Raw genomic sequence first — 12,192 nt, forward strand, 5'->3', positions numbered from 1 at the left:
GGTGCCTGCGGGTGGGCCGTGGTTGCTCGCGCAGTTCCCCGCGCCCCTTCCGGGGGCGCTGCTTCTATCGCGGCGCGGTTCTGCGGACCCTCCGCCACACCCCCGGCGCCGCACTGATCGCCAGTGTGAGTACGACCGCCGCCACCACGCCCTCCCACGGCTCGTCGAAGAGGGAGCCGCCGAGGATGCCGATGACCTGGTAGGTGGCCGCCCAGGCGAGGCAGGCGGGGATGTCGCCGCGGGCGAAGGTGCGCAGGGGCATCTTCGCCAGCAGGCAGGCGAGCATCACCGGTATGCGGCCCGCCGGGACGAGGCGGGACAGGACGAGGACGGCGACGCCGTGGTCGTCCAGTTTCTCCTGGGCCTGGCTGAGGCGGTCCTCCGGGGCGCGCACCCGGATCGCCTCCAGCCAGCGCGAGCCGTTCTTGGATCCCATGCCGCGCCGGCCGAGCCAGTAGAGCGCCACGTCACCGAGGAACGCCGCGAGCGAGCCCACCACGAAGACCAGCAGCAGGGCGAACGGCGCGGTCTCGTGAAAGGCCACCACGGCCGCCGAACTGACCAGCGCACCCGTCGGCACCACCGGGACCAGCGCGCCGATCAGCACCAGCACGAACAGCGACGGATAGCCGATCGCCTGCTGCGTGCTCTCCGGTGACACGGCCGCGCCCGTGGCGGACAGGAACAGGGCGGGGGCGGTGCTCTTGACGGACAGGAATATGGCGGGGGCCGTGCCCATGGCGGTCAGGGGCGTCACCGCGCGACCTCCGGGCGCACGCTCTCGCCGTGTTCGAGCCGGTGCACCGCCACCTCGGGCGCACGCTCCCCAGCCAGGCGCACGAACTCATCACCCGGCGCATGGAATTCATGGGGGCGCACGCTGTCCATGCCGATGGGCCAGTACGTGCCGTAGTGCACCGGCACCGCGCTCCTCGGCATCAGCCGGGCCAGCGCCTCGGCGGCCCGCCCCGCGTCCAGGTGTCCCTCCCCGAGGAACGGGCCCCACCCGCCGACCGGCAGCAGCGCCACGTCGACCGGCCCGACCTCCTCGGCCATCGACTCGAACAGCCCGGTGTCCCCGGCGAAATACGTCCGCGCCTCGCCCTCCACCACAAAGCCCAGCGCGGGGGAGCGGTGCGGTCCGACCGGCAGCCGCCGCCCGTCGTGCCGCGCCGACACCGTACGTACCACCAGGTCACCGACCTCGGTCAGGTCCCCGGGTGCCACCTCGACGAACCGCAGATGGTCCAGCCTGCGCAGCGCGGGCACCGCGCGCGGCGCGCCCTTCGGCACCAGTACCAGGGTGCCCGGCGCGAGCCGCTGCAACGAGGGCAGATGGAGGTGGTCGGCGTGCAGATGCGAGACCAGCGCCACGTCCGCGACCGCCGCCTCGGGAGGGGGCGGCGCCCCGCGCCTGCGCCGCAGGTGCGCGAGCCGGCGCGCGAAGAGCGGATCGGTGAGGACGCGTGTGCCGGAGTCCTCCAGCGTGCAAGTGGCGTGCCCCCACCAGGTGATCTCCACCGGCACTTCTTTGCCTCCTCCGTGCGACTCCCCCCGAGCCTACGTGCAGGAGTAGGGTCGGCGGCGAAACCCGGAGGTGAGGGGGGACGCCATGGGACACGCGCGCAGCGCCTCCGCAGTGCCGACCTTGGTCCGCGTCACGGCCATCGCGAGCCTGACGCCCCTGGAGGAGCTCGACGCGGACCCCTTCCTCGTGGACTCCCGCAGCCAGTACGCGATGTGCGCCCGCTGGGCCGCCGAGCGCGGATACGTCGTCACCCGCGAGCTCCTCGTCCGCGGTCTGCGCCCCGACCACCGCACCCTGTGGGCGGACGTCGAGGCGGGCCTCGTGGACCTGTTCGTCGCGCCGAGCCACCGCGTCCTGGAGCGCGCCCTCGCCTCCGTGGACGAGTTCACCGCCGAGTGCGCCCGCCGCGGCGTACGGATCGAGACGGTCGGGTGCGCGGAACCGTCGTACGACGCCCAGATGAAGGCCCGGGTCCACCGCCGCCTGTCGATGCCGACCGCGGGCTACGACGGCCGCTGAGGGGGACACCGGAGGCCGCTCGACCGTTGTGACAGGGTGGGAGCAGGCCTCGCACACCGGGCGGGCCGGGACGTGAGGTGGGCAGGGCGTGGGCGGAGGGCGTTGGCGGCGGCTTCTCAGCGGAGTGTGGCGGAGCATCGCGGTGTGGGCCGTGTCCACGGTCACCATGCTCGTCCTCGCCGGTGTGCTGCCCGACTTCCAGCTGGAGTCCAGCAACGGCGACAGCGCCACCCGGATCGCCGTCACGGCCGGGGTCGGCGCGGCCGTCTTCGGTCTGCTCTCCTCGCTCGTGTGGCCCCTGCTCGTACGGGCACTGCTCCTGGTGCCCGCCCTCGTGCTCGGTCTGCTCGTCTTCTTCCTGAACGGGTCCTTGCTGCTCATAGCCCTGCGCATCAACCCCTCCGGGCAGGGCGAGGCCGCGCCCGAGACCGCCGTGGTCGTCGCCGCCGTGATGTCCGCGGTCGCCTCGGCCACCGGAGGCGCCCTCGCCGTCCGTGACGACGACGCCTACCGGCGCAGGCTCTACCGGCTCGCCGACCGTCGCCGCAGGCGCGGCGACGGGCGGGCCTGGCCCTCGACCCCCGGCGCCGTCTTCCTCCAGCTCGACGGCGTCGGCCACGACGTGCTGCGGGAAGCGGTCGGCAAGGGGCTGATGCCCACCGTCGCGCAGTGGCTCGACGGCTCCGGGGCGGGCGGCTGCCCCACCCACCGGCTCACCCCGTGGCGCACCGACTGGTCCAGCCAGACCGGCGCCAGCCAGCTCGGCATCCTGCACGGCAGCAACCACGACGTGCCGGCCTTCCGCTGGTACGAGAAGGACACGCACGAGGTCATGGTGTGCAACCGGCCCTCCAGCGCCGCCGAACTCCAACGCCGGGCCATCGAGTACACCGGCGACGGAGGCCTGCTCACCGTCGACGGCGCCAGCCGCGGCAACCTCTTCAGCGGCGGCGCCGACCAGCTGGCCCTGGTGCTGTCCATGGCCGCGCGAAGGGGCCGGGAGAACCGTTCCCGCGCCGGCTACTTCGCCTACTTCATCGACCCCGCCAACGCCGTCCGTACGGCCATGTCCTTCGTCGCCGAGGTGCTGCGCGAGATGGGCCAGTCCACGGGGGCCCGGATGAAGAAGCGGCGGCCCCGGGTCAAGCGCGGCGGGCTGTACCCCTTCGTGCGCGCCTTCGCGACCGTCGTCGAGCGGGACGTCGTCGTCGCCGCGGTGATCGGCGACATGCTCGCCGGGCGCAACGCGGTCTACGCGGACCTGGTGGCGTACGACGAGGTGGCCCACCACTCCGGGCCGCGCAGCCGGGACGCCGAGAAGGTCCTGGAGCGCCTCGACCGGTCCCTCGCCCTGGTGGCCAAGGTCGCCGAACACGCTCCGCGGCCCTACCGGATCGTGGTGCTGTCGGACCACGGCCAGAGCCCCGGCGAGACCTTCCTGACCCGCTACGGCCTCAGCCTCGGCAACCTGGTCCGGGCCGGGTGCGGCCTGCCCGTGCCGCGCAAGGCACAGCGGACCCACAGCGGCACCGAGGCGCGGGCGGCGGTGCGGGCCGCGCTGCGCAGACCCGTCGAGGAGCGCGGCGAGCGGCACCGTCCCTCGCGCCGCTCCGAGCCCATCGTGCTGGCCTCCGGCAACCTCGGCCTGGTCTCCTTCCCCGACGTGCCGCACCGGATGAGCCGGGAGGAGATCGACCGCCGCCACCCCGCGCTGCTGTCCACCCTCGCCAACCACCCCGGCGTCGGATTCGTGCTGGTCCGCAGCGAGGAGTACGGCGGGCTCGTGCTGGGCGCGAACGGCGCGGAGGTGCCGGTCGACAAGCTCGACGACGCGCGCCCGGGTCCGCTCGCCGACTTCGGCCCCGGCGCCGCCGACGCCGTACGACGTACGCACTCCTTCCCGCACGTCGCCGACATCATGGTCAACTCCTCGTACGATCCGAAGGAGGGCGAGGTCCTCGCCTTCGAGGAGCAGATCGGCTCGCACGGCGGACTCGGCGGGGCCCAGGCACGCCCCTTCCTGCTGTCACCGGTGGCCCTGTCCGCGCCGGTCGAGGACGACGCGGATCTCGTGGGCGCCGAGCAGGTGCACCGCGTACTGCGACGCTGGCTGCGCGAGTGCGACGGCCCCCAAGTGCCGCTGGCGGCCCCCGCGGACGAGCGCGCCGCCTGAGCCACGGCCAGGGCCGGGCCCGGGCGGCGGGAAACGGACTGCGGTCGGTGGTGGCGGACGGGCCGCGGTCGGTCCGGCGGAAAATTGGCTGCGGTCGGTCCGGCGGAAAATGGGCTGCGGTCGGCGAGCCCCGCGCACACACTGTTCGCAAGGAGCACCGCGCACCCGCGGGGCACTTCCCGATCCCCGAGGATGCTGCGTGCAGGCAGTCGTGACCGTCACCCCCGCCCGTATACCGGAACTGCTGCTCGGTCTCGCGACCGTGCGGCCGGTCTTCCTCTGGGGCGCCCCCGGCATCGGAAAGTCCTCCCTGGTGAGGGAGTTCGCCGAGTCGCTGGGACTGGAGTGCGTCAGCCTGCTCGGCACCCAGCTCGCACCCGAGGACCTGATCGGCGTCCCGCAGATCCGCGACGGGCGCTCGGTGTTCTGCCCGCCGGAGGCGATCGCCCGGGACGAGCCGTACTGCCTCTTCCTGGACGAGCTGAACGCGGCGACGCCGGATGTGCAGAAGGCGTTCTACTCGCTGATCCTGGACCGCCGCATCGGCAACTACGAGCTGCCCAAGGGCTCGATCGTGATCGGCGCGGGCAACCGCGCCACCGACAACGCGCTGGCCCGCCCGATCGCCTCCGCGCTGATCAACCGCCTCACGCACGTGCACCTGGAGGCCTCCTCCAAGGACTGGCTCGGCTGGGCCGCCGGCAACGGCATCCACCCCTGGGTCGTGGACCACCTCACCGACCGGCCCGACCACCTGTGGTCCAAGCCGCCGAAGACCGAGGAGCCGTTCTCCACGCCCCGCTCCTGGCACATGCTCTCCGACGCGCTGCACTCCTTCGGGCCGGCCCTCGACGAGCCGACCCTGAAGGTGATCGCGCACGGCACCCTGACGCCCGCGCACGCGGTCGCCTTCTGCGGCTATGTGAAGATCGTGCGCAGCCGGTTCGGCATCGAGGCGATCGTCAAGGGCGACGCCCGCTGGCCGCACCGCCCCGAGGACCGCGACCTGCTCTACTACCTCGCCGAGTCCTTCCGCGGCCGGCTCGTCAAGGAGCTGCCCGCCAGCAAGGAGCACCTCTCCGCGAGCGGACAGCAGACCGCGTACCGCGCCAAGTCGCTGCTCGTGCAGCTCGCCGAGATCTCCGTGGAGGTCGCGCAGAGCGTCATCGCCCCGGACACCGACGGCAACCCCCTCCTGCCCGCCTGGTTCCTGGTCGAGGCGGCCCGCGACATGCCCCGGCTGGTGGAGGCGCGGCAGTGAGCCGTACGCCGACGCGCCGCAGCAAGGGACAGCCGAAGAAGGACCTGGCGGCGGAGGCCTTCGCGGAGGGGATGCGGCTGGTGCGGGCCAACCGGGCGCTCGCCGCCATCGGCTTCAGCACCTGCCGCCAGGAGGACTGCCCCGACTCGCCCCGCGACGGTCTCGTCCGCGTCGACTCCAACGGCGTACTGCACGTCCACCCCACCCGCCGCGCCGAGCCCGTCGAGTGGGCCTGGGCGGTCGCGCACGCCGTCATCCACCTGGGCTTCGGCCATGTCCCGGCGGCGCCGAAGACGCGCGAGCAGCCCGACCGCCACGCCCTCGCCGCCCGCTGTGCGGTCGTCAACCGCTTCCTGCTCGGCTTCCCCATCGGCCTCACCCCCGAGGACCTGCCGCCCACCTACCCCGACGGCGACGAGGAGCAACTCGCCGCACGCTGGCGGCGCGAGGGCACTCCGGCCCCGTACGAGCGCTGCGGTACGGCCGGCGGCGAGCCGGACCAGCTGCTGGTGCCGTGGGACACCTGGAAGGGCGGCCGGGCCCCGGACTGGCAGCTCGAGTTCGCGCACGCCCTGACCCGCACCGTGGCCACGGCGATGGACGTGGCCGGCGGCCGTCGCGGCTCGATGCGCGGCGGGCCCACCCAGCTGCAGCCCTGGGAGCGGGCGCTGAGCTGGTTCATCTCCTCCTACCCGCTGCTCGGTGGCATCGCCGCCGGCATCACCCTGGTCGCCGACGCCGAACTGGCCCGCGCCCACGACATCTCCGTCGCCGCCGTGAACGCGGAGGCGGGGGAGATCTACATCAACCCGCTGCGTCAACTGGAGGACGAGGAATGGCGGTTCGTCCTCGCCCACGAGATGCTGCACGCCGCCCTGCGGCACGGCGACCGCTGCGGCGCCCGCGACCCGTACCTCTTCAACATCGCCGCCGACTACGTCATCAACGGCTGGCTGTGCGAGATGCAGGTCGGCACGATGCCCGAAGGACTCCTGTACGACGCGGAGTTGAAGGACCTCTCGGCGGAGGAGGTGTACGACCGGATCGCGAAGGACCTGCGCCGGATGCGCCGGCTGTCCACGCTGCGCGGCAAGGGGGCGGGTGACATCCTCGGCGCCCCGCTCGGCTCCCCGCGCGACTACGTGGACCTGGACGAGCTCTACCGGCGAGGGCTGAGCCACGGCTTCGACCTGCACCAGCAGCTGGAGCGGGGCTATCTGCCGGGCGGCCTGGTCGAGGAGATCCGCGCGCTCGACCATCCGCCGCTGCCCTGGGACGCCCGGCTGGCCCGCTGGTTCGACGAGTTCGTGCCCCGCCCCGAGCCGGTACGGACGTACGCGCGCCCCTCGCGCCGTCAGGCGTCCACCCCCGACATCCCGCGCGCGGGACGGTACTTCCCGCCCGAGGAGATCGCCCGCTGCACCTTCGGCGTCGTCCTCGACACCTCCGGCTCCATGGACCGCACGCTGCTCGGCAAGGCGCTGGGCGCCATCGCCTCGTACGCCGAGGCCCGGGACGTACCGGCCGCGCGGGTGGTGTTCTGCGACGCGGCGCCGCACGACGCGGGCTATCTTCCGGTCACCGAGATCGCCGGTCGCGTACGGGTGCACGGGCGCGGCGGTACGGTGCTGCAGCCCGGCATCGATCTGCTGCACCGCGCGGACGACTTCCCGCCGGGCGCGCCGCTGCTGGTCATCACGGACGGCTGGTGCGACGTGCTGCGGGTGCGGCGCGAGCACGCGTATCTGATTCCGCAGGGCGCGCGGCTCCCGTTCACGGCGCGGGGACCCGTCTTCCGGGTGCGCTGAACCGTCTTCGCGGTCTCGGTGAGCCGTCATTCTGGGTGAGTCGCGCGCAGGTGTGATCGGATGGTGCGCACGGACCCCGAAAACGGGACCCCATCGAAGGGAATCATCGTGGCAACCACGCGCACCGCGCACACCGTGTGGGAAGGCAACCTGCTCGAGGGCAGCGGCGTCGTCACCTTCGACTCCTCCGGCATCGGCCAGCAGCCGGTGACGTGGGCGTCGCGGGCGCAGGACGCCAACGGCAGGACCAGCCCCGAGGAGCTGATCGCCGCCGCCCACTCCAGCTGCTTCTCCATGGCGCTGTCGCACGCCCTCGCGGGCGCGGGCACCCCGCCCACCAAGCTCGTCACCAACGCCGACGTCACCTTCCAGCCCGGCGAGGGCATCACCGGCATCCACCTGACCGTGGAGGGCACGGTGCCGGGCCTCGACAACGACGGCTTCGTCGCGGCGGCCGAGGACGCGAAGAAGAACTGCCCGGTCAGCGCGGCGCTGACCGGCACGACGATCACCCTGACGGCCAAGCTGGCCTGACGTCCGGGAGCAGTACGGCGCCGCGGTCCCCGCGCAGGGCCCGCGGCGCTGTCATGTCCGCCCCATTGACAAGAACGCACTCAAGTTTTGTGCTTGAAGGTGGGCAGCGCCCTGGCGGAAGGGGACGGACATGGCACGTGCGGTCGGGATCGACCTCGGTACGACGAACTCGGTGGTGGCCCTCCTGGAAGGCGGCGACCCCACCGTCGTGACCAACGCGGAGGGTGCGCGCACCACCCCCTCCGTGGTGGCCTTCGCCAAGAACGGCGAGGTGCTCGTCGGCGAGGTCGCCAAACGGCAGGCGGTGACGAACGTGGAGCGCACCGCGCGCTCGGTCAAGCGCCACATGGGCGACGCGAGCTGGCGCTTCCCGGAGAAGGGCTCCGTCGACGGCACCCGCTACCGCGCCCAGGAACTGTCGGCGCGCGTTCTGCAGAAGCTGAAGCGGGACGCGGAGGCCTACCTCGGCGAGGACGTCACGGACGCCGTGATCACCGTGCCCGCGTACTTCGACGACGCCCAGCGCCAGGCCACCAAGGAAGCGGGCGAGATCGCGGGCCTGAAGGTGCTGCGGATCATCAACGAGCCGACGGCCGCCGCCCTCGCCTACGGCCTCGACCGGGGCGAGGAGCAGACCGTCCTCGTCTTCGACCTGGGCGGCGGCACCTTCGACGTCTCGCTCCTGGAGATCGGCGACGGCGTCATCGAGGTCAAGGCCACCAACGGCGACACCCGACTCGGCGGCGACGACTGGGACCAGCGGATCGTCGAACACCTCGCACAGCGCTTCAAGGCCTCGTACGGCATCGATCTCGGCCACGACAAGATGGCGATGCAACGGCTGCGCGAGGGCGCCGAGAAAGCCAAGATCGAACTGTCCAGCTCCTCCGAGACCAGCGTCAACCTGCCCTACATCACCGCCACTGCCGACGGCCCCCTGCACCTCGAGGCGAAACTGACCCGCGCCCAGTTCCAGGAGCTGACCGCCGATCTGCTCGACCGCTGCAAGACCCCCTTCCACCAGGCGGTCAAGGACGCGGGCGTCAAGATCGCCGCGGTCGACCACGTCATCCTGGTCGGCGGCTCGACCCGGATGCCCGCCGTCACGGACCTGGTCAGGGAACTCACCGGCAAGGACCCGCACAAGGGCGTCAACCCGGACGAGGTCGTGGCGCTCGGCGCGGCCCTCCAGGCGGGAGTCATCAGGGGGGACGTGAAGGACGTCCTGCTCCTCGACGTCACCCCGCTGTCCCTCGGCATCGAGACCAAGGGCGGCATCATGACCAGGCTCATCGAGCGCAACACCACGATCCCGACCCGCCGTTCGGAGATCTTCACCACGGCCGTGGACAACCAGCCCTCGGTCGGTATCCAGGTCTACCAGGGCGAACGCGAGATCGCCGCGTACAACAAGAAGCTCGGCGTCTTCGACCTCACCGGGCTGCCGCCCGCACCCCGCGGAGTCCCGCAGATCGAGGTCGCCTTCGACATCGACGCCAACGGGATCATGCACGTCTCCGCGAAGGACCTCGCCACCGGGCGCGAACAGAAGATGACCGTCACAGGCGGCTCCGCGCTCCCCAAGAACGACATCGACCGCATGATGCGCGAGGCCGAGCAGTACGCCGAGGAGGACCGCGCGCGCCGCGAGGCCGCCGAGACCCGCAACCAGGCCGAACAACTCGTCTACCAGACCGAGAAGTTCCTCCGGGAGAACGACGAACGCATCGCCTCCGAGACGAAACCCGAGGTCGAGTCCGCCGTCGCCGACCTCAAGCGCCTCCTGGAGGACTCCGCCACCGACACCACCGCCCTGCGCGGCGGCGTCGAGAATCTGGCCTCGGTGAGCCAGAAGATGGGCCAGGCCATGTACGCCCAGGCCCAGCAGACGCCCCGGGAGGAGCCGGCCGCCCAGCACACCACGGCGGCGGAGGAGGAGGGCGTGGTGGACGCCGAGATCGTGGACGACGAGAGGGAGACGAGGGGCGGCGCGGCGTAAGGAGCCTCCCGGTGAGGGGCTCTCGGCGAGCCCCTCCCTGGGAACTCCTCACCAAGAACGCCTCTCCCGGAACCTCTCAGTAGGAGTCCCGGATCTCCCGCAGGATCTCCTTGGTGCGGGGCACGGAGGCGGCGTGGGCGGACATGTGGTCCAGCACTTCCAGATGCATGGCCACCTCGGCGCGCGAGTCGAGGTAGATGGCACCGGTCAGGTACTCGCTGTAGACCATGTCGGGCAGTTCCGGCTCCGCGAAGCGGAACAGCGCGAAGGAGGTGTACGTCCCCGGATGCGGGCCGCTCGCGTACTCGGCGACCTGGACGGAGATGTCGTCGCTCTCCATCTCCCGCAGCAGCCGGTCGATCTGGTCCCGCATGACCTCGCCACGGATGCTCACCGGACGCCGCAGCGCGGTCTCGTCCATGATCACCCAGAGGTGGGGCCGGTGCTCGCGCCCCAGCAGCAGCTGCTGCCGCGTCATGCGCAACGTCACATGCCGCTCGATGGCCTCGGGACCCGTCTGGCCCACCGTTCCCGCCTCCAGCACGGCGCGCGCGTACTCCTCGGTCTGCAGCAGCCCGGGCACGAAGTGCGGCTCGTACGAGCGGATCAGACGGGCGGCGCCCTCCAGGCTGACGTGCATGCTGAACCAGTCCGGCAGCACATCGTGGAACCGCTGCCACCAGCCCGGCTGGTTCGCCTCCTCGGCCAGCGCGACGAAGGCGGCCACCTCGTCGTCGGCCACGCCGTACGTCGTCAGCAGCACCTGGAGGTATGGGATCTTGAGGGCGACCTCGGCCATCTCCATCCGCCGCACCGTCGCCGGGGCGACACGCAGGACACGCGCGGCTTCTTCCCGCTTCAGCCCGGTGGCCTCCCGCAATTCCTGCAGCCGCCGCCCGAGCACCACTTGCCCCACGGTGGGCGCAGCCCGCCGCTCACTCACGCCACGCCCTCCCCAAGCGCCGAAGCCACCACTCAAACGGATCGGCGACGCTCCGTCAAGACACCAGTGACTGAAGGTATTTGACCGTCGCCGGATCCGCGGGCAGAAACGTCTCGATGGCCAGCTCGGCGACGGTCACGTCCATCGGGGTGTTGAAAGTGGAGATGGAGGAGATGAAGGACAGCACGCGCCCGCCGTGCTCGATCTGCAGGGGGAGCGCGAAATAGGGAACGGGCTCGACGCCACCGTCCAGTTCCCCTTCCCCATCCCCTCCCCGTTCCTGCTCCGGTACCGGGTAGGCCGCCACCTCCTCGTGGAGCGCGCGCAGGGGCTCGGAGCGGTCCAGGGCGATCTGCCGTTCCATCTGCGCGAGCAGGTGGTCGCGCCACTCGCGGTGGTTGCGGATCCGCGGCGCCAGGCCCTCCGGGTGGAGGGTCAGCCGCATCGCGTTCAGCGGCGGCGCGAGCAGCGACTCGGAGACGCCCTCCAGAAGCATGGCGATGCCACGGTTGGCGGCGAGCACGGTGTACGTGGCGTCGACCACCAGCGCCGGGTAGGGCTCGTAGCCCTGGATCAGCCGCTCCATGCCCTGGCGCAGGGCGTCCATCGAGGGGTCGTCGAGGGGGGTCTCCGGGTAGTGGGGCGCGTAGCCGGCGGCGAGCAGCAGCGCGTTGCGTTCCCGTACGGGGACGTCGAGGTGCTCGGCCAGCCGCAGCACCATCTCCTCGCTCGGTCGGGAGCGGCCGGTCTCGATGAAGCTGATGTGGCGGGCCGAGGAGTCGGCCCGCAGCGCCAGTTCCAGCTGGCTGACCCGGCGCTGCTCCCGCCAGCCGCGCAGCAGCGGACCGACGCCTTTGCCGGCAGGGGTGGTTGAGGGCCTGGTCGGACCTGCGGCGACGATGGACATACGCCGACCGTAACCGAGGAACGCTCCCGACGTGGGCCGGGCCCTCGAACGCCGGACGGTCCGGGTTTCCAGGGGCGCGGGGAACCGCGCGACCGGGCCCCACACACCCGCAGTCGAAGACGGGTGCGCCGGAGAGCCCTGTTCGGGGGACTGTGGCAGGCTGAGGAACAGTCCCCACCGCACCCCACCGCACAGAAGAACGGAGCGAGGCCATGCCCGTCGAACCCCTGTCGCAGAAGGAGATCGAGGATCAGCTCGCGGAGCTGCCCGGCTGGTCGCTGGACGGCGACCACCTCGCCCGCTCCTACCACCTCCCCTCCCACTTCGCCGCGACCGCGATGGTCGTACACATCGCCCAGGTACAGGAGGAGCTCGACCACCACTCCGACCTCACCCTCGGCTACAACACGATCTCCCTCACCGTGAACACCCACAGCGTCGGCGGCGCCGTCACCGAGCTCGACCTCAACCTCGCCCGCAGGGTGGAGGCACTGGCTCCGGGACATGGCGCACACTGATC

Annotated in this window: 11 protein-coding genes; 7 read left to right on the forward strand and 4 right to left on the reverse strand. The window is 71.9% G+C overall.

The annotated features are described in order from the left end of the window. Window positions 1-64 precede the first annotated feature (64 nt). Window positions 65-739 carry a DedA family protein gene (locus FNV62_RS41080; RefSeq protein ID WP_097289311.1) on the reverse strand — a complete coding sequence of 225 codons (675 nt, stop codon included), beginning with the start codon at window positions 737-739 and terminating at the stop codon, window positions 65-67. Window positions 740-753: 14 nt separating this feature from the next. Further along, complete coding sequence (locus FNV62_RS41085) at window positions 754-1,527, reverse strand: MBL fold metallo-hydrolase (protein ID WP_097286894.1); 774 nt, start codon at window positions 1,525-1,527, stop codon at window positions 754-756. Window positions 1,528-1,612: 85 nt separating this feature from the next. On the opposite strand from FNV62_RS41085, the gene FNV62_RS41090 reads away from it, so the two are divergent. From FNV62_RS41090 to dnaK, 6 genes are all read left to right on the forward strand, one after another. Continuing rightward, window positions 1,613-2,047 carry a hypothetical protein gene (locus tag FNV62_RS41090; RefSeq protein ID WP_054236669.1) on the forward strand — a complete coding sequence of 145 codons (435 nt, stop codon included), beginning with the start codon at window positions 1,613-1,615 and terminating at the stop codon, window positions 2,045-2,047. 88 nt (window positions 2,048-2,135) lie between these two features. Then, complete coding sequence (locus tag FNV62_RS41095) at window positions 2,136-4,220, forward strand: phage holin family protein (protein WP_143609836.1); 2,085 nt, start codon at window positions 2,136-2,138, stop codon at window positions 4,218-4,220. Between the two features lie 199 nt (window positions 4,221-4,419). Continuing rightward, the gene (locus FNV62_RS41100) at window positions 4,420-5,481 is read left to right on the forward strand and encodes an ATP-binding protein (RefSeq protein ID WP_054236668.1); all 1,062 of its coding nucleotides are present in this window, start codon (window positions 4,420-4,422) and stop codon (window positions 5,479-5,481) included. Then, window positions 5,478-7,289 carry a DUF2201 family putative metallopeptidase gene (locus FNV62_RS41105; protein ID WP_164657661.1) on the forward strand — a complete coding sequence of 604 codons (1,812 nt, stop codon included), beginning with the start codon at window positions 5,478-5,480 and terminating at the stop codon, window positions 7,287-7,289. Before FNV62_RS41100 ends, FNV62_RS41105 begins: the two co-directional genes overlap by 4 nt. Window positions 7,290-7,397: 108 nt before the next feature. Next, window positions 7,398-7,823 (forward strand): OsmC family protein, encoded by a 426-nt coding sequence (locus FNV62_RS41110; protein WP_054236681.1) that lies wholly within the window; start codon window positions 7,398-7,400, stop codon window positions 7,821-7,823. Between the two features lie 130 nt (window positions 7,824-7,953). Next, on the forward strand, window positions 7,954-9,822 hold the full coding sequence (dnaK, locus tag FNV62_RS41115; protein WP_144315973.1) for a molecular chaperone DnaK: 1,869 nt from the start codon (window positions 7,954-7,956) through the stop codon (window positions 9,820-9,822). Between the two features lie 76 nt (window positions 9,823-9,898). On the opposite strand, the gene FNV62_RS41120 is transcribed toward dnaK, so the two are convergent. Next, entirely contained in the window at window positions 9,899-10,765 is an 867-nt protein-coding gene (locus FNV62_RS41120) for a helix-turn-helix domain-containing protein (RefSeq protein ID WP_054236665.1), read from the reverse strand. Between the two features lie 55 nt (window positions 10,766-10,820). Then, complete coding sequence (locus FNV62_RS41125; protein ID WP_143603451.1) at window positions 10,821-11,672, reverse strand: helix-turn-helix domain-containing protein; 852 nt, start codon at window positions 11,670-11,672, stop codon at window positions 10,821-10,823. A 212-nt stretch (window positions 11,673-11,884) separates the two neighbouring features. Between FNV62_RS41125 and FNV62_RS41130 the strand changes: the two genes are divergently transcribed. Next, window positions 11,885-12,190 carry a 4a-hydroxytetrahydrobiopterin dehydratase gene (locus FNV62_RS41130; protein WP_060901010.1) on the forward strand — a complete coding sequence of 102 codons (306 nt, stop codon included), beginning with the start codon at window positions 11,885-11,887 and terminating at the stop codon, window positions 12,188-12,190. Window positions 12,191-12,192: the final 2 nt, after the last annotated feature.

It is taken from the genome of Streptomyces sp. RLB3-17 (genome assembly GCF_007113425.2).
GTDB lineage: Bacteria > Actinomycetota > Actinomycetes > Streptomycetales > Streptomycetaceae > Streptomyces > Streptomyces mirabilis_D.